Origin of the sequence: Lysinibacillus zambalensis (genome assembly GCF_040183165.1) — a bacterium.
GTDB lineage: Bacteria > Bacillota > Bacilli > Bacillales_A > Planococcaceae > Lysinibacillus > Lysinibacillus zambalensis.
In genome coordinates, this window is sequence record NZ_JBEGDG010000003.1 from 279,345 (window position 1) to 304,812 (window position 25,468).

Sequence of the window (25,468 nt, forward strand, 5' to 3'; positions counted from 1 at the left end):
ACTGAAAGAAGTTGAATCTTTCACCCTGCAATCTGTTCAATAGGGCCTTACAAAAATGAGTCAGCTACTACGCGTGTGTTGATGTTTTTTTGTCCACATTTTGAAATCTATTATTTTATTTATGTCTGGAGGAAATGCATGGTTATTTCAAAAGATCGTTCTACAACTAAGGAACATGTATTCTTTTTTTCAGTTTATCAAAAGCTCATGCACCATAAGTCTTACAATGTACTACTCTTTCTTTTAAGTATTTTAGTACACCCATTTACATACTTATCTTATCGGAAAAGAAAACCTTCACATCAATACCGACAAGCTTTTGAGCTACGAAGTCAGTACTACAAAGAGAAGGGTTTGTTCGCACAATGGCAATTTAAATTTGCTGAGCAAGAATTAGCCAAAGCTAAGTTCTTTCATGAATTTGTCTCAGAAAAACAATTACAGGAAACTGCTTCGAAATTAACAGAATCAAAAATACAGCAGTTAGTAGAGCAAGATTTATTAAAGGATGGTTTAGAAGATCCATCCTATTTACAATTTTTTAGTCAGCAACTTAAAAATAAAAATTTCGTTGCTCTTACTTTTTTACCAGCTGTTTTATTTTATGTAGTCCTTCTATTGTGTGCGAATCCATTTCTACAATTTATCATTGAACGAATACTACAAAGTTTCATTGTTATTGTAGGTGTCGCGACACTAGTGTTTACAATTTTGTATTTGTCGCCATTCGATCCAGCGAGAAACTTACTTGGTGTTGCGGCAACGGCTGAGCAAATTGCTAACTTTAATCATATTCATGGTTTGGATCAGCCATATTTATCTCAATTATGGAATGCATTATCTGGTCTCTTCACATTTGATTTAGGTACTTCCTTTGCAGGGAAAGAAACTATTACACATAGCATTGTAAACAAATTTCCTGTCACACTTGAAATAGCAATCCTATCACTATTAATGGCTATCGCTATTGCTATTCCGGTCGGCATTATTTCCGCTGTTCGTCCAAATTCATATTTGGATTATACATTTATGTTCATTGCCTTGATTGGATTATCCATTCCAAGCTTTTGGCAAGGCTTACTATTTATTTTAACGTTTGCCTTAAAGCTGCAATGGTTCCCAGCTACATATAATCCTCAAAACTGGCTTTCTTTAATAATGCCAATTATCGTCTTAGGAACATCCATTACGGCTTCCATTGCCCGTATGACCCGATCCAGTATGCTTGAGGTTATACATGAGGATTACATTATTACAGCGAGAGCTAAAGGCTTGAATGAATTTAAAGTGATTTCAAAGCATGCTATTCGCAATGCTATGATTCCTATTATTACAGTGATTGGACTTCTTTTTGGTGGAATGTTAGGCGGGGCATCTGTTACAGAAAAAGTTTTCAATATTAGTGGTATCGGTAGCTATATTGTTGATAAGCAGTTTATTCCGGACATTCCAGCTATCCTCGGTGGGGTCGTCTATATTGCTATTACAATTTCAATTGTAAATTTATTCATCGATATTATGTATGCCTTTTTCGATCCACGCATTCGCTCGAAAATGAAGAAGTCTTAAAGGGGGGATCACCCGTGAAAAACAGCTTACATGTCAAACTACTTTTGAAGATAACACAGGAATATGTCAATTCACATTTTACACTTGTCTTTTCCTTTCTATTTTCTTTATTATTTCTAGCTTATAGCTATAATTTTTCTACTCAAAGTTGGCGACCAATCGTCTTAATCTTTTTTGTCATTTATGCAATTACCACAGCTTATGTTGGTTTCCTAACTTTACGCATTAAACAGGATTTAGCAAGCTATAGTGACATACGAAAAAGCACTCGATTACTTGGTTATCCACTGTTATTGACAATCGTTTCAGGTAATATTTTCTCTACATCCTTTGCTTTTTTACTTATTTCAAAAAGTAAGACAGCTGAATATACTTTTGCTGCTTATGCATTGATCACTCAGCTTTTTATTATCGGAATTTCAGCACTGAACTTATTTAAAGCGTACGTCACAGATACTTATTTACTTGCAATGGGTCTTTTCTTACTCCTTGCAATCTTTTTTATCGTGATGTTAATGCTATGTACAAAATTTGTGACTTCCGAGGCTGCGCCAAAATGGATGCTGTTACCTGGCATTTTGCTGCTTATTGCCTCATTGACTGGCAATCTATTTGCAACATTGCTAGGGTATAGCCTTATTCAAAAAGCTCGAAAGGCAAATCCCTCTACAATTGAAAAATGGCAAAGAATTTGGGAAAAGATTTTACGCAATACGATGGCCGTCTTCGGATTATTTTTCATAGTGCTTATGTTTTCTTTGTCCGTAACAAGCTCTTGGACATTTGACTATGACTTCGCTATTGAAAATAACTATGGGGCACTGTTACAAACACCTTCATTAGAATATCCACTAGGCACCGATAATTACGGGCGTGACTTATTTTCTCGCATTGTTTTCGGTGCACAAATATCGCTTATTGTCGGATTTTTCTCAACAATTATACCTGCATTAATCGGCGGAGCACTTGGAGCATTTTCCGGTTATTACGGGAAAGCGACTGACAACATAATCATGCGAAGTCTTGATATTTTATATGCCATTCCCGGAATTTTACTAGCTATTGCCATTATCGCAGCGTTTGGTGCCAATACGATGAATTTAATCATCGCACTAAGTGTTGGAGCCATTCCAACTTATGCTCGTACTATGCGCGCTAATGTAATGCAGCTCTCTAATTTCGAATTCGTAGAATCAGCAAGAGCATTAGGAGCATCTGATGCTGCAATCATTTTTAAACATATTGTCCCTAACTCGTTAGCACCAATGATTGTCAAAGCAACATTAACTATTGGTGGTGCTGTAATTTCAACAAGTAGTTTAAGTTTTTTAGGGCTTGGCATTGAGCCACACATTCCTGAATGGGGCAATATTCTAAAAGTCGGTAGTACGTACCTGGAAACACATTCCTATGTCGCTATTTTCCCAGGTCTTTGTATTATGCTTCTCGTTCTCTCCTTTAATTTCTTAGGAGATGGGTTACGAGATGCTTTAGATCCAAAATCAAATTAATAATGGAGGTTCTTACATGAAAAGATTACTTGTATTCTTATTCATTGCCATCTTAGCATTAGCAGGCTGTGTACAGACAAAAACTGAAGTAGAAGGTAGTAAAGATTCAAAAGAGAAAGGTAAAAAGACAGTTGAAGTATTAGGGATGGCCGCTTCTGAGGAAGATATGAATATTGTTCGAGACCAACTAGTTAAAAATGGCTTTGAAGTTAAACTAAATATTCAACCTGATTATGGTTCATTTTCAGCACAAAAAGATGCTGGCAATTATGATTTAGCTCTTTCTAGCTGGACAACAGTAACAGGGAATCCTGATTATGCTGTTCGTGGTTTGTTTAAAACGGGCGGTGACTATAGTATTGTATCTGATTCAAGTTTAGATGCGCTTATCGAGGAAGCAAGTACGTTGACAGGTGATGAAGCCGCTGCAAAATATAAAGAATTAGAACAGCTTTTAGTATTCGATCAAGCTTATATTGCGCCTTTATATATTTCAAATAAATATCAAGGCATATACTCTGAATTAGTAAACCCAAAAACTGTACATCTACCAAAATCCCGTGCGCAAGTATGGGAAAATATCGAATTCAATGATTCATCCAAAAATGCAACTGAACCGTTGATTTTACATCAAACAATTGATTCGCTAACATCTCTTGATCCTATTAAAGGGAATGACGGTTCTATTAATACATTAAATACGAATATGTATGTACGACTTGTAAACTTAACAGATACAGATGAAGTCGTTTCTGATGGTTCATTATCTTATAATCATGCTATTGCTGAAGGGAACCAAGAATATTATTTCATTTTACGTGATGATCTTAACTTCGCTGCTGTAAAAGATGGTGCTGCCGTTGATACAGGTGAATTGGTTTCAGCAGAAGACGTTGTATTCTCATTAAATCGTGCAAAAGATTCAAAGTCAGTTCCAGACCATCGCACATATAGTCTTCATGAAAATATTGAAACAGTCGAAATCGTTTCTGACTTAGCTGAATTACAAAAGAAAAAAGTTGCAGGCTCTGATCAGTCTGTATTAGATGCATTATCCCAAAACCTCCCTGCTTCTGTAACGCAATTAGCAAAAGACAAAGGGACTGTGAATAATGCAACTGGAGCATACCAAGTTGTTAAAATTACAACACCAACACCATTCCCACAAGTGTTAAATTATTTAGCGCACCAATCTGGTGGTATCGTTTCTGAAAAACAAGTAACAAGCATTAACACATATGATGTAGCAGCCTATAATCCAGACAAGGATATCGCCTATGGTGATCAAGCTACCGTGACGGAAGGCACAGCAACATACAACAACCATCTTTACGCTAGCGGTCCTTACATTCTTATAAAGAAAAATGATTATGAAGCACAATTTGTGAAAAATCCTGCCTACCGTGTAGGTAGTGAATATGAACCGAAGATCGCAAAAATTAATGTTCGTTTTATCGCTGATAACGATAGTGCATTATCAGCATTACGTAATGGTGAGATTCATGTTCTCCAGTCAGTACCAGAAACAAAGCTAGACATTGTAAAATCTGATACGAAACTAACGTTAAATACTGCTGATAGTAATGCCGTATCATATCTACAAATGAATACATCTGGTCGCCCTGTTTCAGAATCAGTAGATCTACGTAAAGCAATTCTTTACTCTATTAATCAAGATGAATTTATTAGCTACTATCAAGGCAATAAAAAAACTGCTGTATCCACTGTTTCACCACTCATTAATACTGGATTGAAGCTTGAAGCAGACAGTAAAAAGGTAAAAGAATATTTAAAAGCCTATAACGATTAATTACGGTATACAAAACGATTCATAGACATTAAATAGGTAGAGCCTCCTCATATTATCGAGGAGGCTCTGTTTATATTGTTGAAAAATGATTAATAAATTTTTTAGAATGTTATCCTGTAATTCCCGTTTTATTTATCACTTTAAAATTGAGAGATGCGTCATAAGGTACATGCTGCGTGAAGTGGTTGATTGGAGTGGAGACTGAGCGACTCCTCGGGGATCAGCGTCACAGATGAGACCCTGCAGCGAAGTGAAGCGGCTCATCGGACGCCCCCAGGAAAGCGCTCAGTCGGAACGGAAATCAACCCCTCGCTTTGCCAAAAAGCCCTATTTTATTTACAACGTAAACAGAGCCTTCATGGAAAAGGCTCTGTTATCTTTATTAATACTTATTAAATCTCATGATGTGATTTTGGTTTTGGTCCTAGATCTTCGGGTTCAATGTCTGCAAATGTCTCGCCCTCTTCCTCTAAATCACGCATACGATGGGCAATACGTGATGCGGCTGAAGCAGCAATACTGCCAACTAAATCATCTAAAAATGTATTTACATGATGTCCTGGTTCTGTGTCCAACTTCTTAATAATACCGATTTTTTGCTTATCTAAGTGGCCAAAGGTTGTTACCGCTATGCTACCGTATGTAAAGACAGATCCAAGTGCGATTGTTTCATCCACACCAAATAAACCCTCATCGGATTCAATAATTTGCTGTAACGGTGCCGACAATAACTTTTTCTCTGCAAGTTCATCTAATTCAATTCCTACTAATAAAGCATGTTGAACTTCACGCTTACGTAATACACGCTCAACAGAATGAACACAGTGGTCTAATGTTAAACCTTCATTATAGGATTTTTGCATTTCATAAACGATTTTAGCAATATCCTCTAGCGATACACCACGACGAATGAGTGCAGCTTGAGCTGCCTTCGCTACTTCATCAGAGTGTATGCGAGTATTTTTATCATGCATAACTATCCCTCACTTCGATTTGATTGCTAGAATAGTGCTAGCCCAACCTATTATACCTTTACTTTAGCTATATGGTACAATTTCGATACAAACATGAGAAGGAGTGTCATCATTGGATAAGGGAACTGTACAAGATTTAAAGTTCTATAGTGAAGCTTTACAGGAGGAATTATTGCTCTATATTTATGTTCCTGCAAATTATTCTCCACTATATAAATATAATATTTTAATTGCATCAGACGGCAAAGATTATTTCCAGCTTGGAGGTATTACAAAACTTGCTGATGAACTTATCGATGACTATGAAATCGAAAATTTAATCATTGCATTCGTTCCTTATAAGGACATAAAGGATCGACGTCTTAAATATATTCCAAGTGGAGAGCAACATGAAGCATATCTTCGTTTTTTAGCACACGAGCTTGTGCCCTATTTAGACGCTGAATATTCAACCTATCAAATGGGAATGGGTCGTGGAGTTATCGGTGACTCGATGGCTGCTACCGCTTCCTTAATGGCCGCATTAAAATATCCAAGTATTTTCGGAAAGGTTATTTTACAATCACCGTATGTTGATGAAGATGTTTTGCAAGCCGTAGAGAATTTTAAAGATCCAGGCGCAATTTCCATTTACCATATTGTTGGAAAAGAAGAAGATAAAGTTGTCACAATGGATAAAACCATTAAAGATTTTTTAACACCAAATCGTCAGCTTCATAATCTCATGTTAGACAAAGGATTTTCTATATTCTATGAAGAATTTAATGGCAATCATACATGGAAATATTGGAAACCTGATCTTCGTCGCGCATTAATTGAAAATTTCAATTAATATAGACGAATCAAATTACGAAATCGGAAATTTCTGTTATACTTAAATAAAAAATTGTTTACTTTCGGGAGGTAATGGCCTATGAAGTACGGTATTGTGGCATTTCCATCAAAAAAATTGCAAGATTTAGCGAATACGTATCGTAAACGATACGATCCTCATTATGCGAAAATTACTCCGCATCTTACATTAAAGGACAGCTTTGATGCGACAGAAGATGATATTCAAACTATTATAAAGCAATTAGATGAACTTGTTGCCAACTATGCACCTTTAAACATTCATGCATTACGTATAAGTTCATTTTTCCCTACAACAAATGCGATTTATTTCCGCATTGAACCAACTGAACAATTAACAGCATTCCATCAAGCACTTGAAGAAAAAGTACCTTTTGGTGAGTCAAAACATGTATTTGTACCACATATCACGATTGCTCAAAAAATGACAGCTTCCGAGCATGATGACATTTTTGGCCAACTACGTATGACAGGCGTTGACGAAAAAGATACAATTGATCGTATTCATCTTTTATACCAATTGGAAGATGGCTCGTGGACAACATATGAAACATTCCGATTGTCAGGAGCTGAGTAATCCTTGTACAACGTTAAGATTGTGGAAACAGCAAAAGAGCACGAGGATGCGTTCGCAGTTCGCAAACAGGTTTTTGTTGAAGAACAAGGTGTGCCGCTGCATTTAGAATGTGATGCTGAGGATGCATCCGCAACGCATTTTATTATGTACGAAGACAATGCCCCTGTAGGTGCTGCACGTTTACGCAATATCGTGGACGATGCTGCAAAAATTGAACGTGTTTGTATTTTACAAGATCAGCGAGGCAAAAAACTCGGTGCTTTAATTATGAGGGAAATGGAAAAGTACGCTATTTCAATAAATAAGAAAAAGCTAAAACTCCACGCACAAAGTTATGCTATTCCTTTTTATGAAAAGCTTGGCTATGCGGTAACATCTCCCGAATTTATGGATGCTGGTATCCCACATCGCGCTATGGAAAAAACGATTTAATACAAATCGGTGTTACGAAAATGCTACGGCATATCGTAACACCTTTTTTATTTTTCTACAAAACTTTAAAGGTTGATTTTTAAATGAAAGTCCATTTAACCAACCTTTTAAATATATCAAATTATTTCATCATTTTAGTGATTTTATCGAAGTCTAGTGAAGCACCATCTTGAATAATAGATTGAACTAACTTATCTTCAAGCTCTTGCGTAATTTGTCTATTGGACACCTTACTTACGCGTCGTACGATTTTTCTTACTTGTTTTTCACTTGTAAAATCAGCATGTTGAATTGCATTTGCTAATGCGAAGATCTCATCCATCGATACTCCAGTTTTTTGTTCAATTGAATTAAAAAATCCGCGATTCATGTTCCCCCTCCTATCAGTTAAAGTTAAAGTTAAAATTTATTTCCATTATTAATTTATGAAAACATTCGAAAAATAGTGAAGGCTTTAAACTTTATTCAGATAATAAAGCACTCTGAAGAAAAGCTAAAGCCTCTTATCGACTGTCACATTAGTCAAATCAATTATGCCTCGGCATAATTGCGTCCGGAATCGGCTTTGCGCTAGCACAAAGCTTTAACTTTTTTCAGCTGAAAGAAGCTAAATAATAGTAGCACCAACAATGATTAGAAGAATGAATAGAACAACGATTAGAACAAACGTTGAACTCTGACCATGTCCATAGCCATAATATCCGCAGCCATAATAACCGCCGTAATCTCCTCCGTAGCAACCATCAGAGTGCCCTCCATACGAGCCCCAGCCTTGATATCCCATAAAAATACCCCTCCCTTCTACAACCTATAATATGTTTTGGTTGTAAAAATGGGTGGGGTATTCGTCTAGTCAACATTTCCTTTTGGTTTAAAAAGTAATGCTCCGATAAAGCCAAAGACAATGGCAGCACTGATTCCTGAGCTTGTTACTTCAAACATCCCAGTTAACACGCCTACAAGCCCATGCCTTTCTGCTTCAGCAAGTGCACCATGCGTTAAAGAATTTCCAAAGGACGTAATTGGAACGGTTGCACCAGCACCTGCAAAATCAATGAGAGGCTCATACAAGCCCATTCCGTCTAGAATTGCACCAATTACGACTAGAGTACTCAATGTATGTCCTGGCGTTAATTTTCCAACATCCATTAGTAATTGACCAATGGCACAAATAATGCCACCTACAATAAATGCAAATACAAATGTCATTACCATAGCTTTTACCTCATTTCATTGTAATTTCAATCGCATGTGCCGTACATGGAATCGTCTCGCCTTGTTGAAAAGTAAGCGGAGACAGTAATGCTCCAGTCGCCACAAGAAGAACTCGTTTATAAGTACCTGCTCGCATCTGTTGAATTACATAACTAAAAAAAACAGCTGCTGAACAACCTGCACCACTTGCACCGGATTGAAATGCCTCATCCTGTCCATAAAACTCGGCACCTGCATCACGTATAGGTTTTAATTCCTCACTTTTGATGCCATTTTCAACGAACATGCCTTTTAAAAGTTTTAAGCCAAGTTGACCCAAATCACCTGTTAAAATTAAATCATAGTGGTAAATTTTTTGATTACGCTGCTCTAAATGTGATTGAATCGTCTGAAAAGCGGCTGGTGCCATCGCTGCACCCATGTGAAATGGATCATCCATACCATAATCAACCGATTTTCCAACAGTTGCTGCTTCAATAGAAGGATATTCCTCTTGATGTTTACCAATTAGTGCATACCCAGCAGCCGTTACCGTCCATTGAGCAGTTTGGGGCTTTTGTGAACCATAATCGACTGGATAACGGAATTGTCGCTCCACCGCATTGTGTTGACTGGATGCACCAGCGAGCGAAAAGTTTGCGGCACCTGCCTCAGTTAAAAGGCTTGCAACGATTACTGAAGATATAGAGGTAGCACATGCTGAGAAGAGTCCAATAAAAGGAATTTCTAAGTCTCTAGCTGCAAAATTGGTCGGTGTCATTTGATTCACTAAATCGCCGCCCATAAAGTAATCAATGTCCTTATTTTTTACACCCGCTTTTTTCATGGCAAATTCACAGGCCTCTTCCACCATTTTTCGATGACCTTGTTCATTTGTTTTCATTTGCCAACGTTCATCATCATAAGTCGCATCAAAATGTTGACTAAATATACTCCGTTTCTCTAGTGGGCCTGCTACTACACCTGCTGCTATTAAGGATGGCTTCGATTGAAAGACAATTACCATGAAACCACTCCTATCGTTACAAGAATGTATTTAATAAGTGCAACAAAAAAGGCGGAGACAACACCAAATAATACAACGGACCCAGCTAATTTAAATATGTTTCCACCAACACCAAGCACTAATCCTTCAGATCTGTGCTCGATGGCAGCAGAAATAACAGCATTACCGAACCCTGTAACAGGCACTGCTGATCCAGCTCCAGCAAATTGACCAATTTTCTTATATAAGCCAAAACCCGTTAAAATCATGGCGAAAAATACCATCGTTGCAACTGTTGGATTTCCTGCAGTCGCTTCAGTAAAATTAAAGAAAATGATATAAAAAAGTGAAACGGCCTGTCCGATCGTACAAATAAGTCCACCTACTATAAATGCCTTTGCAACATTTTTAAGATAAGGCGGTTTCGGCGTGACATTTTGTTCTAATTGCTGGTATTGTTCTTTTTCCACTATGTTTGCTCCTTTGCTAGCTTTTTCAATTCGTTAATTTTATCTTTCAGTTTATTATCTTCAACTTGATCCCTTTTTATTTTATTGGCTTCATAAAATATTTTATAATCGGTTGAGACAAAAACCTTTTTGTTGGGGTATTTTTCATCAAATTTCTTTTGCAACTTTTTCTCTAATTTAGCCTTTTTCCATTTATCCCATGGTTTAATTTGCACTGCTACAAGCATACTATTGTCGTATTGGATTACCGTTGTTTTGTCTACATATTTCTGCTCTTTTAATATGGCTTCAACTTCTTTTTCATTTTCCGGTGAACCGTAGACAATAAATTTTTCTTTTTCACCGCAACCACTTAAAAGCGATAAACTGACTAATAGAGGTAACATCATTCCTAATAGCTTCAAGTTTTACCCTCCTTTTCTTTAAAGTTTCTCCAACCATAAAAAAACTATTCATTTAACTATATATACAAAGGCCCGAGTCCATTTTTCTTAAGTACATATTGTAGAAGTAGTAACAAGGAAAGGAGGTGACAATATGGGTTGTGGCAAGCCAACAAATCCTATTGGACCAATCCATTCAGCAGGCTGCGTTTGTGACGTAGTACGCGCTATTTTAGACATTCAGAATCAAGCGGTGAGAGAAGAATGTCAACCATGTACAGCTAACTGTTTCCTAGAACCACTGGGAGGCATCGTAAGTCCAGCACGCTCTCATGCAGATACACGTGTATTTATGTTAATTACAAAAGATGGTACTCCTTTTAAAGCATTTTTCAGTTCTCCAACAGCGGATCCATGTATATGTACATCCGTATTTTTCCGAGTAGAAGATATGTTTGATGAGTGCTGCGCTACCTTGCGTGTTTTAGAACCTTTATGTTCATTTGACTCCAGTGAAAGTACAGTCGATCTATTAAGTCGAGACGGTTGCTGTGTCAACATGAAAAAAATATGCAAAGTAGATGATTGGAATTCCACTGAGAGCTGTATTACTGTAGATTTATCGTGCTTCTGTGCTGTACAATGTATTGCTGATGTAGACTTAGGGATTTGTGAATAATCTTTTCTCCTTTGACACACTACACATAAAAAAAAGTGTACAGCATCCTCTGCTGTACACTTTTTTCATAAAGTAGGTAATTGTTTACCCCGCCATAATACTTGTTCTATGTCCTCAAAATAAATAATTTCTTGTGTCTTTAATTCAAAAGAAGTAAGCATCAATGAATCCGTCTCTACATTAGATGCACTACCTCGTAAATTTCGACCATCCTTTAAACATACGACTAACGGTTGATATGCTTTTTGCCGAAATGGCTTTTCTAAAAATTGAAGTTGCTTTAGTAAATACGGATCTATTTGTTCTTCTTCAACCACTTCTTCTTTTTCTTCAATCGCCTGTTCATTGAAATAGCCGTCCTTTAGATACACTGACGTACTTTCATCCAAATCAAGTTCATGTAGCACCTTAGAAATATTTAGAAAATAGGATGGTGACTTTATAAATAAGCGTGGCTCTTGACCCACATTACTCACTTCCCTTTTTTTCATACAATATGCGAAAGGAAGAAAATTGGTTCTCAGCCTATTTTGCTTATGAATGTTGTCGCCAAACCTAAGTAAATTAAAATACTTGTAATATCATTTAATGTTGTAATAAATGGACCAGATGCAACAGCTGGATCAATTTTCATGCGATGCATGAGCAATGGAATAAAAGAACCTGCAAGCGTTGCTACTAAAATTGAACCACAAAGCGCTGCTCCTACTAGCATTCCAAGTATAAGCTCTTGTTTCCAAATATAGACGATACCGATCACAATCAGTCCACAAACAATTCCAGACATTAAGCCTGTGCCTGCTTCACGTAAGAGTAATTTTAGCTTGCTATGTTCTTCAACATCTCCTGTCGCAATTCCTCGAATAGCTACCGCTAATGCCTGTGTTCCACTATTTCCAGAAGTACCTGAAATAAGAGGGATAAACACTGCGAGTAACGCAACCTGTTCTAACGTTGCCTCAAACTGTCCCATCAAATTTGCAGTCAACATCCCTAAAAATAATAATATGACAAGCCATGGTAAACGTTTTTTAGCTGCCTGGAACGAGGTTGTATCAAATTTATCCATATCGGAAATACCCGCTAATTTAGAGTAATCCTCCGATGCTTCCTCATCAATAACGTCGATAATATCGTCGACTGTAATAATCCCTAGTAATTCACCCTTATCGTCAATAACTGGTGTCGCTAAGAAGTTATAGTCCTTCATAATTTGGGCAACCTCTTCTTGGTCATCCCCTGCGTGCACCATCACAACACGCTCATTCATAATTGAACGTATACGAGTATCTTCATCCGCAATGATTAAATCACGAAGCGAAACAACACCTGTTAATCGATGTGCTTCATCCACGACAAAAATATAATAAATGGTTTCAGCATCCGGTGCTTCTTTCCGTAAAATCGCCATCGCTGAACGAACAGTAGAATTTTCTGGTATCGCTACATATTCAGTCGTCATGATAGAACCCGCAGTGCCTTCGTCATATCTTAAAAGCTCATTAATTTCTTCAGCAGTTTCCTCATCCATCATGCCTAAATAGCTTTCACGTTGTTCCGTATCCAATTCATTTAAAACGTCTGCCGCATCATCTGCATACATATGAGAAAGCATTTCTGCACCATATGACGGATCCATCTCAGCCAGATACGCTGTGTATTCATCATCATCTATTTCGATTGCCTCAAAAATATCAGCCATTTCCGACGGAGACAAGAACGAATAGATGGTCTTTCGTATATCAGGCTCCACCTTCTCATAAAACGTTGCCTGATCATATGGATGAAGCTCTAAAAACTCATCGCGGAATGCGTTTATATCATGTGCTTCGAGCATTTCTCGCAAACGTGCCTCGTCGAATTGCACATCATCCTTTTCATTTCTTTCCTCTATCATGCTTGTCCCCTCCTTCCGAGCAATCAATTATGCCTCGGCATAATTGCGTCCGAAATCGGCTTTGTGCTTGCACAAAGAACTCCTATCCGATTCCGTGACATCCGCCGGAGGCTTTAAATTATTTCAGCGGGTGTTTGACCAACCGCCGAAAAGTAAATTCATTTGTACCTGTGCTTTGCTTTCTGCACAGAAAACATTTGCTGAAATAAGTTAAATCATTAATACGGGCAATTCCGTAAATCTACCTTTTATATAATAGAGTGTATGATGCCTTTTCTGCAAACCCTTTTTTTACTACATAGCATCCTACAACATCTCCGCAATCTAATTGGATAAATCTGTAGATAAATGTTTCTATTTTTCACCTTTACTGAATAAAAACTAGCTCCTCACCAAAAGTTGGAGATGACATTTATTAACCGTATGCCATAAATAGTTGATTTCCGTTCCGACTGGGCGACTCCTTGGGGATCAGCGATATAGAGGAACGAAGGCTAAGAGCATCACGTCCTGTGATAACGCCTTCGTGACCAACATCCTGCTGTTGCTGTCGCTGCGCTTTCGCACAAACAAAACCAAAACCTGCTGCCGCTACGTTGCACTCACGCTTTCGCGCAAAAGACATCTGTTGGCCCGAGACCCTGCAGTGAAGCGGATGTTTTCTGTGCGATAGCGTAGTGCCCAGCAAATGTTTTAACTGCGCGAAAGCGTAGCGGCAGCGGCAAAGCGCCCAGTCGAAACGGAAATCAAACACACGTTATCGTAATATACCTAAAAAATCCTCTACTCTACTATACCCTACAATCGGTTTATCTTCACTCAGCAGAAGATTCCCACCTTTGAAAGTAATGAGATGAATATGGTTCCTTTCAAATGATGCAAAGACACCTACTGAAATAGAGGAACTCAATCTAAGAGCGCCACGTCCTGTGGCAACGACTGAGTGACCAACATCATGTTGCTGACGCTACGTTAGCACTGCGCTTTCACACAGAAAACATTTGTTGGCCCAAAACCTCCGGCGGATGTCACGGATTTTGAATTGAATGAATTGTGCGAGCACAATTCAAAATCCGGACGCAATTACGCCAAGGCGAAATTGATTTTCTGTTACGATGTTTTTAAGAAAACTTATAAAATGATAAAGAGATGCCCGTTTGTGCGAACATCTCCTTAAATATATAACATGATTCAGTAATAGGTTTCACGCTTCGTGAACTAAAGAGGTTTGAAGAATTAAACTTCAAACTAAGGAGTCATTCAATAATTGCTGCATATCTTCATTTACGTTACTTGTAAATTGTAACCTTTCACCGGTCAAAGGATGAAGCATCTTTAAGGACACACAATGTAATGCTTGTCTATTTATATGATCACGACTTCCACCATAAAGTTCATCTCCAACAAGTGGATGTCCCACATAGGCCATATGCACACGAATTTGGTGTGTTCGCCCTGTGTGCAACTTTAGTTGTATATGTGTCATCGGTTCACCCTGTAAATAAAAGTGCCTTAATATTGTCACATCTGTATGCGCAAATTGACCGTCCTCACGCACCTCACGCTCAATAATGCTCGTCTCCTTGCGTCCAATAGGAGCAATAATTGATTGTACATCTCGTGCCACATGTCCATGTACAATGGCTTCATATTGTCGAGAAATCTCTCCGCTACGCTGTGCAAGTCCCGTTAAATGATGAATATGAGCATGTTTGGCAATGCATAGCAAGCCAGAAGTATCACGGTCAAGTCTCGTGACGATATGAGCCGTTGATGCTAAACCTTGCTGCTGAAAATGACCACATACTAGATTCGCTACGCTATGTGTTGGATGCTCACGCGAAGGAATCGTACTTTGATATGCTGGCTTACTAAGCACTAAAATTGCTTCATCTTCGTAAATAATAGAAAGTTCACCATGTTCAACAGCAAGCCCCTCACTTTTTTCTTCAGGAGGGAATGTAACTTCAACTCGATCGCCAATGTGAAGAGGATGTCGAACATTGCGTTCGACATCATTTACTGTCAGTAAGCCTCCCTCAAATTTTATAGCTGTTAAAGCTCGCTTGGAGATGCGCCATTCAGCTAAGGCCTCCCTTAGTAGTTGGCCTTCCTTTTCCGCTATAAAATGCAGTGTAAATCTTGTATCCATTTTACTCATTGGCCACGAATGATTCATGCACTCGTTCCCAGAATGGGAATGGACGGAAACGTGCAAAACGCACTCTTTCAGTTGCTACATTAAATGCAATCGACTTCACATCACCTTGCGTAACTTGTAAATGATCAACTGTCATATTAAAGTTTTGTTCATTGACTGGACGTAAAACACAATGATGGTGTGCTGGTAATATGAGTGGTGAACCAACTGTACGGAAGACACGGTTATTGATAGATGCTATCTCAGTAATTTGGAGTGCTGCTAAAGTCGGATGAATAATTGCTCCACCGAGGGCTTTATTATAAGCTGTACTACCAGAAGGCGTTGATACACATAGACCGTCTCCACGGAAACGTTCAAACTGATTGCCATTTAATTCTACATCCATTACAAGTGTGACATCAGGTGATTTCACAGTTGCTTCATTTAACGCTAAATACGTATTGGATTCCGCATTATGATGCTCCACCTTTACCTCTAGTAGAGGATATTCCACAACGTTAAAGTCCTTTTTCGCAATGGATAAAACAAGCTTTTCTAATTCAGATGGCTTCCAATCGGCATAAAATCCTAAATGTCCCGTATGAATACCTACGAAGGCAACCTGATCTAGCAAATGAGCATATCGATGAAAGGCATGTAGTAAAGTGCCATCTCCTCCAATAGAGATTACGATTTCAGGAGCCTCTTCATCATAAGTTAACCCAAAATCCTGCAAATACGTTCTAGCTAGCTCCATTAATTCGTTCGACTGTGCATCTCTACGTGATTGAATGGAAAATTTCATTTTGAGTCACGCTCCTTCTCCGATAGTAAATTAGGATTCGATGCTTCTTTATATTCGCTGAAATAAGCCTGCGCTTCTTGTATCTCACTTCGAATGGACGACATTTCCTCATCCAATCGGAAAGCGGCCTCCGCTGCACTTTGAAGGCGATTTTTAATTTCCTCGGGGAACATACCTTTATATTTATAATTTAAAGAATGCTCAATAGATGCCCAGAAATTCATGGCTAGTGTTCTTATTTGTATTTCAGCTAATACCACTTTTTTCCCCTGTATCGTCTCTACAGGATACTCCACAATCATATGATATGAGCGGTAGCCACTTGGCTTATTATGTGTAATATAGTCACGCTCTTCCACAACACGCATATCTTTACGTTGCCGTATTAGCTCTGTAACTGTCGATATATCATCTACAAATTGACACATAATACGTAAACCTGCGATATCTCCTAGCTCGTCACCTAGCTGTTTTGAAGGCTCAAAGGAAAGTCCTTTTTCTAGTGATTTATCATATATACTTGCTAAAGGCTTTACACGTCCTGTCACAAATTCAATTGGTGAATTTGCATTAACAATACCAAACTGTGAACGCATACCCTTTAATTTTACTTTTAACTCATCTACTGCTTGTTTATAAGGACTTAAAAATATTTCCCATTGTCCCATCGCAAAAACCTCCCGACATTCGGTATCGAACAAAACCAACACCGTCTGTTCGTTTTGTCTTTTTATTCAGCTAGAAATTTCTCGAAGTGTTGTTCCACCGCTTGGACAAATTCCGCCCCATAATTGTAATTTCCTTCAATATTATACACGAGCATTTCCAATTCATCGTAAAAATTTGTAAGCTCAAGTACTTCTTCACCTAGTTGTAGCTTTGGATTTTTCTCTTTTTGTAAAATATGTACAAGCTGATCCCAACTACTCGGCGGAAAACGCAAGTAATGATAATCTTCTCCTGCATCAAGTAAATAAATAAACGCAAAGTCATCAGAATCTGCAATTAATTGTGCAGCAGGTTTTAACTGTAAATTTACTTCATTGTCGTTTAAACTAAAATGAAGATCTTCATTTTCAAAATTCAATGTTTCTATTGTATAAATTTTACGCACACGCGGTTCCCCTTTTCGTCGTACTCTTCCTCTTATTTTAGCATAGAGGGTAAATAGTTGCAGTGTGTAAATACTAAATCAATGAAATAACGAACGAAACTTTTTTATTATAGCGTGTAGTTGATTTCCGTTCCGCGACTGGGCAACTCCTCGGGGATCAGCAATAGAGAAACGAAGGCTAAAACCATCACGTCCTATGATAACGCCTCGTGACCAACATCGTGTTGACCCTAGACCCTGCAGCTAGCAAATAGAGGAACGAAGGCTAAGAGCATCACATCCTGTGATAATGCCTTCGTGACCAACATCATGCCGTCGCTACGTTAGCAATAAAAGCGGCTCATCGGATGCCCCCAGGAAGCTCTGCTCTGTGCGAAAGCGAAGCGTCAGCGGCAAATGTTTTATCTGTGCGAAAGCGAAGCGGCAGCACAAAGCGTCCAGCTGGAACGGAAATCAACCACACACTATGCTGTTTTTCCCTAATCAACACACTAAAAAAATAAAATAAACAGGTGAACATAATGGCACAACAAATTGAAATAGAGTTTAAAAATCTTTTAACAAAAGAGCAATACGAATATTTACTGCAAGAATTCAACATTTCCGAAAATGCTATTCATCGTCAAACAAATCATTATTTCGACACACCTTCGCAAGCTATTCGGAAACTCCAAAGCGGACTTCGTATTAGACAAATCGACAAATACTTTGAGTGTACTTTAAAAGAAAAAAATGCAGAGCATGCACACTTAGAGACGACTGACGAATTAACTGCTGAGCAAGCTAAGAAAATGCTTGTTAGTGAAGGTTTCTATGCCCAAGAAGTAGCCAAAAGACTAGCTCTCTTTAACATTCCTTTAGAAAAATTGGAGGTATTTGGTTCACTAACAACCGATCGTGTCGAAATACCTTATAAGGATGGCCTTCTAGTATTCGATCATTCTTTCTATTTGCAGTGCGATGATTATGAGGTAGAATATGAATCAAAAGATGCAATAAAAGGAAATGTAATCTTCGACGAATTTCTACAGCAATATGGTATTGAAAAACAGGCAACAGATAAAAAAATTGCGCGTTTTATGAAAGCATTACAAATGAATAAAGAACAATCCTAATAGATCAATTATGCCCCTGCATAATTGCGTCGCGTCCTGAATCGGCTTTGGCTTGCACAAAGACTTCCTTTCCGATTCCGTGACATCCGCCGGAGGTATTAGGCCAATATGATGTTGGTCACTCCATACGGATGTTGCTGAAATAAGTTAGCTAGATAACAAGAAAGGGTGGCAACTCCTTGGATATCCAATCACTCAGAACTTTACTTGACATTCAAGCATTACAAACACTAGGAGCTTCAGAAAATTCATCGTCAAACAATCTTACAGACAGCAATTCTATGTTTTCAGACATGATTAGCGAAATACTTGGCGACTCAACTACTACTAACAATGCAAAATTGTCTAGTTTGCTCGGAGGAGTATCAAGTGCTTCGTCTATGATGGATCAGTTTAATAGTTTAACTGGTTTATCTGAAAACATGCAAAATAATGCGTATCAAGCATTACTTTATAATGGTTCTAACAGCGTCTTTATACCTTCATCTGTACAAGCAGCTTTAGCAAACACACAATCTAGCACAACAAGTACAAAGCTAGACTCCTACGTTTCAGATAACGTAATTGGTTCAACAGCATATGCCAATTCATTAGCAGGTGCGAATCAGTACGCTTCAATAATTCAAAAGGCAGCAGCTACATATAATGTACCCGAGAAACTCATCGCTGCCGTGATTAAGCAAGAGTCTAATTTTAATGCAAATGTGGTTAGTCATGCTGGAGCACAAGGATTAATGCAATTAATGCCAAAGACAGCACAATATTTAGGCGTTACAAACGCCTTTGATCCAGAGCAAAATATTATGGCAGGAGCCAAATATTTACGCCAAATGCTAGATAAATTTGATAATGATCCTGCATTAGCATTAGCTGCTTATAACGCAGGAGCTTCACGCGTTACAAAGTATGGTGGCGTTCCTCCTTTCAAAGAAACGCAGAATTATGTCAAAAAAGTAATGAATTACTACACAGTTTAACTTCTTTCAGCAAATTCACTGAAAGAAGTTAAAGCCTCCGGCGGATGTCACGCAATTATGCCGATGCATAATTGATTCGCATAATCATTGTTAATACAGCGTTTTTCGGCAAATTTCACCCACGTGGTGAAATTTGCGCTTTTTTAGCGAAAACATTTCGGAAGAGCGCTTTGTTTGTGTTAACGAAAAGACGTTGATAGAATGAAGGTAGTCACAAGGAATTCACATTTAAGAAAATGACTAAGTATAAAAATATACTTTACGATATAAAGAATTAAAGGGGCATTAAACTTATGAGTCGAAAATACACTGTTCCTTATGAGGAGCTGGGGGCTGAAAAGCTTTCAGAGCTAATCCATGCGTTCTATAGAAGAGTTGCAAAGCATCCTGATCTTATTCCAATCTTTCCAAAAGATTTAACGGAAACAGCACGCAAGCAAATTCAGTTTCAAACACAGTATTTAGGTGGACCAAATCTTTTTACTGAGGAGCATGGTCATCCAATGATGCGTGCACGTCATATGAATTTTCCGATTACACCTGATCGTGCTCAAGCTTGGCTTGAATGTATGTCCGAAGCGATGGATGAAGTAGGAATGGAAGGTAAGTTCCGTGAAGTTTATTATCAACGTTTAGTATTAACAGCTCATCACATGATTAATACACCAAATGACGATGAGGGGGAATTGTTACGTGAATAATATTCAAATGCTACAAGAGCCAACTCCTGAGATTTCTACTGCTAATAAGCCTATTGAATTGTATATTTTCGTAGATCCACTTTGTCCAGAAGCTTTTAAATTGCAAGCTGTTCTTCGTAAGTTACAGCTAGAGTACAATCATTACTTTACATGGCGCTTTGTACTAAGCACAGAGCTTGCTTCTTTGAATTGTTTAAGTAAGCGTGTAAAAGGTTGTGTATCCGGTATTGAACTCGACATTAATCACCCTGTTTTGCCATCAATCGCTATTAAAGCAGCAGAGTTACAGGGGAAACGTGCAGGAGCACGCTATTTGTCGAAACTACAAGAATATGTATTACTAAACCAACAAGATGTCAATTCTTATGCTACGCTGTTAAAAATTGCGGAAGATGTTCAATTAGACATGAATGAATTTTCCGCAGACTTTGGTTCAAAAGAAGCTGCACGTGCCTTCCAATGCGATTTATATATTAAACGTGAGATGGAAGTTGATGAAGTCCCTAGCATTGTGTTTTTCAATGAATGTATTGAAGATGAAGGTCTTAAAGTTAGTGGCAACTATTCCTATGAAGTTTATGAACATATTTTACAAGAAATGATGGATGAACAGCTTGTACGTCAACCATTACCAACAATGGAAGAATTATTTACAAAATTCCATACCCTTTCAACGAATGAAGTAGCTTTCATCTACTCATCAACAGAGCAAAATGCTGAACGTGAATTAAAGAAGCGTATGTTACAGCAAAAGATTGAACGAATTCAGACAGATCACGCTACATTGTGGCGTCTTAAATAATGCAATTATACTATTATTCTAAAGAACAGGGATACAACACACATTCAATGTTGTGTCCCTGTTCTCTTTTTTTATTTATCGGAATACTTCTTTAAAAAAATAAAAGAAGCGCCACTATCCTCGACAGATAGTGACGCCTCTTTTTCACAAAGGGGATGGGAGAAATGTTCACGTTCAAACAAAGGGGTGTATGTTTGTTTTTGTGATTTATTTCACATGATTCAATTTATCATGGAATAGTAAATATAGCAACAAGTCCAATGATAGATTCACAAATTTGTCAAATAGAAAGCGATTACAAACAGTATTTTTTCAAGATACGCGCTTTTAAACATTTAGAAATCAAAAAAAAACATTATTCTTACAATTTTTATTATTTAATTAATCATAGAAAAAAGGCTGTAGGGAAATTCCTACAGCCTTCCAAATTAATTATTCAACAATAATTTTTCTAACTCGTTTAAACGTTCTTCAAATACTTTACATGCATCATCAATCGGTTGTGCAACGTTCATATCAACGCCTGCTGCCTTTAATACCTCAATTGGGAAATTTGAGCAACCCGCTTTTAAGAAGTTATTAATATAACGTTCTACAGCTGGTGTACCCTCTTCTAAAATTTGTTTGCTTAATGCTGTCGCAGCTGATTTACCTGTAGCATATTGATACACATAGTAATTATAGTAGAAGTGTGGAATACGAGCCCACTCTAAGCCGATTTCCTCATCTACAACAATATCCTCACCGAAGTATTGTTTATTTAAATTATAGTAAACCTCTGTTAGACGCTCTGCTGTTAAAGATTCACCGTTCTTATCCATTTGGTGGATTAGGTGTTCAAATTCAGCAAACATTGTTTGTCTGAAAACAGTACTTCTGAAGCCGTCTAGCCAATGATTTAATAAATAAATTTTCTGTTGAGGATCTTCAATTGTTTTCAGTAAATAATCATTTAATAGCTCTTCATTACAAGTTGAAGCTACTTCAGCTACAAAAATAGAATAATCGCCATAAACGAACGGCTGATTTTTACGTGAATAATAACTGTGTACACTATGACCAAATTCATGCGCTAGTGTAAACAGATTATTAACATTGTCTTGCCAGTTCATTAATATATATGGATTTGTTCCATAAGCACCTGAAGAGTATGCACCACTGCGTTTCCCTTTGTTTTCTAAGACATCCACCCAACGATTATCTAGACCACCTTGAACAATGCCTTGATATTCTTCACCTAGTGGCGCTAAAGCTTTTACTAAAATATCCTTCGCTTCGTCGTATGTGATTTTCATATCCACTTCCTTAACGAGCGGAGCAAATAAATCCCACATATGCAATTCGTCTACACCTAAAAGCTTTTTACGTAACGAAATATAGCGCTGCATAGCAGGTAAATGCTTATGGACCGTTTCTACTAATTGATCATAAACACTTTCCGGAATGAAGTTATTAGACATTGCTGCGTGACGTGCAGAATCATAATTACGAATACGTGCACTAACATTATGCTTTTTCACATTGCCCGTTAATGTAGCGGAAAACGTATTTTTAAAGTTACCGTAAGTTTCGTACATTGCTTTAAAAGCATTTTCACGAACAGTGCGATCTTTACTTTCTAAAAACTTAATATAGTTACCGTGTGTTAGCTGTACTTCTTCCCCTTCTTCATTTTTCACTTTAGGGAAGACAATATCAGCGTTATTTAACATACTAAATGCATTTGAAGCAGTACCTGTAACCTCAGACATTTGTGCAAGTAAAGCTTCCTGCTCTGCTGGTAATACATGAGGACGTGCCATCGTGATTTCTTTTAAAGATTGCTTATACAGTTGTAAGTCTTTATTTTCTGCTAAGTAACTTTCTATCGTTTCTTCACTCAATGATAAAATCTCAGGTGTTAAAAATGATAGGGCAGCTGAAATACTAGTCGCTAATGTTTGAATACGACTATTCATATCTTGATAGAAGCTATTTGTCGTATCTTGGTCATTACGCATATGAGCATACGTGTAAAGCTTCATTGCACGTTCATAAATTTCATCGTGATAAGTTAGAACTGCCGCTAATGCATCTGCTCCATTTTTCACAGTACCTGCATAACTAGGTGCTTTTTTCGCAAGTTCTGCAACTTCTTTATACTCTTCTTCCCATAGGGCATCAGTTGCGAATATATCCTCCAAGCGCCAAGTTAACTCTTTTGGAACATCATTTCTTACTAAAACTTGATTACTAGCCATGTGCCAGCCCCCTTTATATGTGTGTTTTTCCTATACTCTCATATTTTCTCAGTATATTGTGTCAATTGCAAATAAATGTGCGTACACTTGCTCATAAATATCCGGAAAACGATTATCTTTTTCATCCCTTTTCGCCAGCATCATTCCGTAATTTTTAATAGCTTGTACAGCCTGGATTGTAAGTTCTATATGATGATGGCTTAAAAACAATCGTATATTTCTCTCGTCTAGTTCATGAGGTGCTAATTGTAAACGTCGACAATAATAATGCAATATCGTCTGCCACTCAATAGAAAACATCGGTATCGCCTCTCCATTTTTTACCGGAACACCTACGTAATCAGGCATCCTCGTTAAAGCAAAACCTAACTCATAACTACTTCGTAAAAATGCATCTTGCACCCCATTTTTACTATGGAATAATCGTTGATATACGAATTGCTTACAATACTTTTTATATAGCTGCCAATAAAAATGAAATTCCTCTTTCGTAATTGTCTTAGGCTCATAAAAAGGAAAATGTTGCTTATGAATAGTTAATTCCTGTACTTTACCTATAAAAGTATGCCCATGAACATAAAGAAGATTCGCCCAATAAATAAATCTTGATGTGTTTGCATCATATGTCACTAAATAAGACAAGCCTAGTGCTGTAGTATTTATCACTTTTTGCATAATCGGAGAAATAGAAATTTTTTGAATACCTTGTGTAGTTTGTTTTTGAGGTGTTTGAAAAAGCCACAACGGCTGTATACAATTTTTCTCATATCCAGATGTTCGTAATAGCCACTTTTCATGAGAAATTGTACTACACTGAAATTCAATAGCAATTTGCTTATGCTCCTTGATCAAAAGCATATCTGGCCGCTGTGAAAGCTTACGTAAAAAAGGCTCCAGCTTTACTGTATGCCCGAGGTTTTTCAACCATTCAAATAATTGGATTTTTCCTTGTAAATGAAGTTTTGATTCACCCTCTGCAAATAACTGTATACAGCTATTAGTAGCAATATGAGCGAAATGAGGGATATTATATTTGCCTATCTTTAATTGGACAGGCTGCTGGCATTGAGGACAATAAAATTTCATCTGCTGCCTACATCGTTGTAAAGCTTCCCTTGAATATTGGTATGGGAGAAAAATCTGCTGCTGCTCATTATAGGCCATAAGCATAAAATCATCTCCTTTTTGCCTAATTGTATAGGAGCCTTTTTATAGCGACAAATAAAGAACGGCTTTTTCTTGAAATTTAAAAATTGCTATCTTTTTTCAACTACTTACGTTACCAAAAACACTTACTGAAAGAAGTTAAATAAAAAGACTGCAAACAAACTTGATAATCACCAAGTTTATTTACAGTCTAAGCCACTGAATCAAGTACTCATTACTTTAAATAAAATATTTTCGTACTGTTTCAAAGCAATCAAATTCCATAATTTTTTCGCCATATTCCTCTAAACGATGGATTGTAAAATTCGATGGTAGTAAAAATTCTTTAATAACCGCATTTCTATCGTGATGATTTAGCTCTTCTTCTGCGTTCACAAAGTCAACTACTAGATAGTACCAATCTTCATATTTAAATAATGAGGAATCCACTAATTCATCTGTTATGCGTTTCGCTACAGGGATTAACTCATCAATATCTTTAAATTTATAAACATAAATGTCAGTATCCATAAATAATTCTGACTCATCAATGTCACCAAATTGAGTTAGTTGACTGAGAAGATCCTCTCCAACATCCTCGAATGGAGCAAACATATCTTTGTGTTCATCAAAATGCGAAGAACCATCTAAGGTTTCACCGTCTTTTAAAATATGTGCACGTGTGACAATGATCTCTAAGCCTACTTCAGAAGCATTGATATGAATCCAAATTGGACCTTCTACATCAAAATAATCCTCCGTATTTACTTCATCAATCATATCCCAAAAAAGTTGTTCACCCTTTGCTCGGTTGTACCAAATTTCCTCACGACTATAGCCGCGATCCTCTATATCATTGTACGTAATAAAGAGCTTGAGTGTATTTTCGTTTACACGTTCGATGTCCACTAGACCTCATCTCCCTTCACTGTCATTTGTCGAAAAACAGTTTGTTTCATTAGTATGCTATTATTCATTGTTTTTAACCTCATACCTCATTTTTGTTTTTCAACCTTTGACCACACTACAGTAAACCCATCGAGCAACCGAAATCAAAAAAATTTATGTCCA

27 protein-coding genes are annotated in these 25,468 nt (G+C 37.4%); 11 read left to right on the forward strand and 16 right to left on the reverse strand.

Going from position 1 to position 25,468, the window contains the following annotated elements; translation table 11 throughout:
* Window positions 1–138: 138 nt before the first annotated feature.
* Genes ABNX05_RS06965 through ABNX05_RS06975 form a run of 3 tightly spaced genes read left to right on the forward strand, consistent with a single transcriptional unit; the run spans window position 139 to window position 4,890 of the window.
* Entirely contained in the window at window positions 139–1,569 is a 1,431-nt protein-coding gene (locus ABNX05_RS06965) for an ABC transporter permease (RefSeq protein ID WP_349659069.1), read from the forward strand.
* Between the two features lie 14 nt (window positions 1,570–1,583).
* On the forward strand, window positions 1,584–3,080 hold the full coding sequence (locus ABNX05_RS06970; RefSeq protein WP_349659070.1) for an ABC transporter permease: 1,497 nt from the start codon (window positions 1,584–1,586) through the stop codon (window positions 3,078–3,080).
* Between the two features lie 16 nt (window positions 3,081–3,096).
* A complete protein-coding gene (locus ABNX05_RS06975; protein WP_349659071.1) occupies window positions 3,097–4,890 on the forward strand; it encodes an ABC transporter substrate-binding protein in 1,794 nt (597 codons plus the stop codon).
* Window positions 4,891–5,282: 392 nt separating this feature from the next.
* Here ABNX05_RS06975 and ABNX05_RS06980 read toward each other — a convergent pair whose 3' ends face one another.
* Window positions 5,283–5,864, reverse strand: coding sequence for a phosphatidylglycerophosphatase A family protein (locus ABNX05_RS06980; RefSeq protein ID WP_349659072.1), 582 nt, complete (start codon window positions 5,862–5,864; stop codon window positions 5,283–5,285).
* A 112-nt stretch (window positions 5,865–5,976) separates the two neighbouring features.
* Here ABNX05_RS06980 and ABNX05_RS06985 point away from each other — a divergent pair, with 112 nt between their 5' ends.
* The 3 genes from ABNX05_RS06985 to ABNX05_RS06995 all read left to right on the forward strand — a co-directional run bounded on the left by ABNX05_RS06985 (window position 5,977) and on the right by ABNX05_RS06995 (window position 7,725).
* The gene (locus ABNX05_RS06985) at window positions 5,977–6,696 is read left to right on the forward strand and encodes an alpha/beta hydrolase (RefSeq protein WP_349659073.1); all 720 of its coding nucleotides are present in this window, start codon (window positions 5,977–5,979) and stop codon (window positions 6,694–6,696) included.
* A gap of 81 nt (window positions 6,697–6,777) precedes the next feature.
* Window positions 6,778–7,293 carry a YjcG family protein gene (locus tag ABNX05_RS06990; protein WP_349659074.1) on the forward strand — a complete coding sequence of 172 codons (516 nt, stop codon included), beginning with the start codon at window positions 6,778–6,780 and terminating at the stop codon, window positions 7,291–7,293.
* Between the two features lie 3 nt (window positions 7,294–7,296).
* The gene (locus ABNX05_RS06995; protein WP_349659075.1) at window positions 7,297–7,725 is read left to right on the forward strand and encodes a GNAT family N-acetyltransferase; all 429 of its coding nucleotides are present in this window, start codon (window positions 7,297–7,299) and stop codon (window positions 7,723–7,725) included.
* A gap of 121 nt (window positions 7,726–7,846) precedes the next feature.
* Here the strand turns inward: ABNX05_RS06995 and ABNX05_RS07000 are convergent, their stop codons facing one another.
* The 6 genes from ABNX05_RS07000 to ABNX05_RS07025 form a co-directional block, all read right to left on the reverse strand.
* Window positions 7,847–8,095 (reverse strand): stage VI sporulation protein F, encoded by a 249-nt coding sequence (locus ABNX05_RS07000; protein ID WP_079559578.1) that lies wholly within the window; start codon window positions 8,093–8,095, stop codon window positions 7,847–7,849.
* Window positions 8,096–8,332: 237 nt separating this feature from the next.
* Window positions 8,333–8,509 (reverse strand): YjcZ family sporulation protein, encoded by a 177-nt coding sequence (locus ABNX05_RS07005; protein ID WP_079559577.1) that lies wholly within the window; start codon window positions 8,507–8,509, stop codon window positions 8,333–8,335.
* 65 nt (window positions 8,510–8,574) lie between these two features.
* Entirely contained in the window at window positions 8,575–8,934 is a 360-nt protein-coding gene (gene spoVAE, locus ABNX05_RS07010) for a stage V sporulation protein AE (protein WP_349659103.1), read from the reverse strand.
* 16 nt (window positions 8,935–8,950) lie between these two features.
* Complete coding sequence (locus ABNX05_RS07015) at window positions 8,951–9,946, reverse strand: stage V sporulation protein AD (RefSeq protein WP_349659076.1); 996 nt, start codon at window positions 9,944–9,946, stop codon at window positions 8,951–8,953.
* Window positions 9,940–10,395: a stage V sporulation protein AC gene (gene spoVAC, locus ABNX05_RS07020; protein WP_349659077.1), complete on the reverse strand. Its 456-nt coding sequence runs from the start codon at window positions 10,393–10,395 to the stop codon at window positions 9,940–9,942. The genes ABNX05_RS07015 and spoVAC overlap by 7 nt, the downstream gene beginning before the upstream one ends.
* Window positions 10,395–10,799 carry a YhcN/YlaJ family sporulation lipoprotein gene (locus ABNX05_RS07025; RefSeq protein WP_349659078.1) on the reverse strand — a complete coding sequence of 135 codons (405 nt, stop codon included), beginning with the start codon at window positions 10,797–10,799 and terminating at the stop codon, window positions 10,395–10,397. Before ABNX05_RS07025 ends, spoVAC begins: the two co-directional genes overlap by 1 nt.
* Window positions 10,800–10,932: 133 nt before the next feature.
* On the opposite strand from ABNX05_RS07025, the gene ABNX05_RS07030 reads away from it, so the two are divergent.
* Complete coding sequence (locus ABNX05_RS07030) at window positions 10,933–11,457, forward strand: CotY/CotZ family spore coat protein (RefSeq protein WP_079559573.1); 525 nt, start codon at window positions 10,933–10,935, stop codon at window positions 11,455–11,457.
* Window positions 11,458–11,522: 65 nt separating this feature from the next.
* On the opposite strand, the gene ABNX05_RS07035 is transcribed toward ABNX05_RS07030, so the two are convergent.
* From ABNX05_RS07035 to ABNX05_RS07060, 6 genes are all read right to left on the reverse strand, one after another.
* On the reverse strand, window positions 11,523–11,924 hold the full coding sequence (locus ABNX05_RS07035) for a hypothetical protein (protein ID WP_349659079.1): 402 nt from the start codon (window positions 11,922–11,924) through the stop codon (window positions 11,523–11,525).
* Window positions 11,925–11,977: 53 nt separating this feature from the next.
* Window positions 11,978–13,354, reverse strand: coding sequence for a magnesium transporter (gene mgtE / locus ABNX05_RS07040; RefSeq protein ID WP_349659080.1), 1,377 nt, complete (start codon window positions 13,352–13,354; stop codon window positions 11,978–11,980).
* Window positions 13,355–14,597: 1,243 nt separating this feature from the next.
* Window positions 14,598–15,506, reverse strand: a complete 909-nt coding sequence (locus ABNX05_RS07045; RefSeq protein ID WP_349659104.1) for an RluA family pseudouridine synthase — start codon at window positions 15,504–15,506, stop codon at window positions 14,598–14,600.
* A gap of 1 nt (window position 15,507) precedes the next feature.
* Window positions 15,508–16,302, reverse strand: coding sequence for an NAD kinase (locus ABNX05_RS07050; protein ID WP_079559569.1), 795 nt, complete (start codon window positions 16,300–16,302; stop codon window positions 15,508–15,510).
* Window positions 16,299–16,970 (reverse strand): GTP diphosphokinase, encoded by a 672-nt coding sequence (gene yjbM / locus ABNX05_RS07055; RefSeq protein WP_349659081.1) that lies wholly within the window; start codon window positions 16,968–16,970, stop codon window positions 16,299–16,301. Before yjbM ends, ABNX05_RS07050 begins: the two co-directional genes overlap by 4 nt.
* A gap of 62 nt (window positions 16,971–17,032) precedes the next feature.
* Window positions 17,033–17,416, reverse strand: a complete 384-nt coding sequence (locus tag ABNX05_RS07060) for a UPF0738 family protein (protein ID WP_349659082.1) — start codon at window positions 17,414–17,416, stop codon at window positions 17,033–17,035.
* A gap of 521 nt (window positions 17,417–17,937) precedes the next feature.
* Here ABNX05_RS07060 and ABNX05_RS07065 point away from each other — a divergent pair.
* The 4 genes from ABNX05_RS07065 (at window position 17,938) to ABNX05_RS07080 (ending at window position 21,011) form a co-directional block, all read left to right on the forward strand.
* Entirely contained in the window at window positions 17,938–18,531 is a 594-nt protein-coding gene (locus ABNX05_RS07065; RefSeq protein WP_349659083.1) for a CYTH domain-containing protein, read from the forward strand.
* A 179-nt stretch (window positions 18,532–18,710) separates the two neighbouring features.
* Window positions 18,711–19,508 carry a lytic transglycosylase domain-containing protein gene (locus ABNX05_RS07070; protein WP_349659084.1) on the forward strand — a complete coding sequence of 266 codons (798 nt, stop codon included), beginning with the start codon at window positions 18,711–18,713 and terminating at the stop codon, window positions 19,506–19,508.
* A gap of 293 nt (window positions 19,509–19,801) precedes the next feature.
* A complete protein-coding gene (locus tag ABNX05_RS07075) occupies window positions 19,802–20,209 on the forward strand; it encodes a globin domain-containing protein (RefSeq protein ID WP_349659085.1) in 408 nt (135 codons plus the stop codon).
* Complete coding sequence (locus ABNX05_RS07080; protein ID WP_349659086.1) at window positions 20,202–21,011, forward strand: DsbA family protein; 810 nt, start codon at window positions 20,202–20,204, stop codon at window positions 21,009–21,011. Before ABNX05_RS07075 ends, ABNX05_RS07080 begins: the two co-directional genes overlap by 8 nt.
* Before the next feature lie 428 nt (window positions 21,012–21,439).
* On the opposite strand, the gene pepF is transcribed toward ABNX05_RS07080, so the two are convergent.
* From pepF to mecA, 3 genes are all read right to left on the reverse strand, one after another.
* On the reverse strand, window positions 21,440–23,251 hold the full coding sequence (pepF, locus tag ABNX05_RS07085; RefSeq protein ID WP_349659087.1) for an oligoendopeptidase F: 1,812 nt from the start codon (window positions 23,249–23,251) through the stop codon (window positions 21,440–21,442).
* A 48-nt stretch (window positions 23,252–23,299) separates the two neighbouring features.
* Window positions 23,300–24,421, reverse strand: coding sequence for a competence protein CoiA (locus ABNX05_RS07090; protein WP_349659088.1), 1,122 nt, complete (start codon window positions 24,419–24,421; stop codon window positions 23,300–23,302).
* A gap of 216 nt (window positions 24,422–24,637) precedes the next feature.
* Entirely contained in the window at window positions 24,638–25,306 is a 669-nt protein-coding gene (mecA, locus tag ABNX05_RS07095) for an adaptor protein MecA (protein ID WP_349659089.1), read from the reverse strand.
* Window positions 25,307–25,468 lie beyond the last annotated feature (162 nt).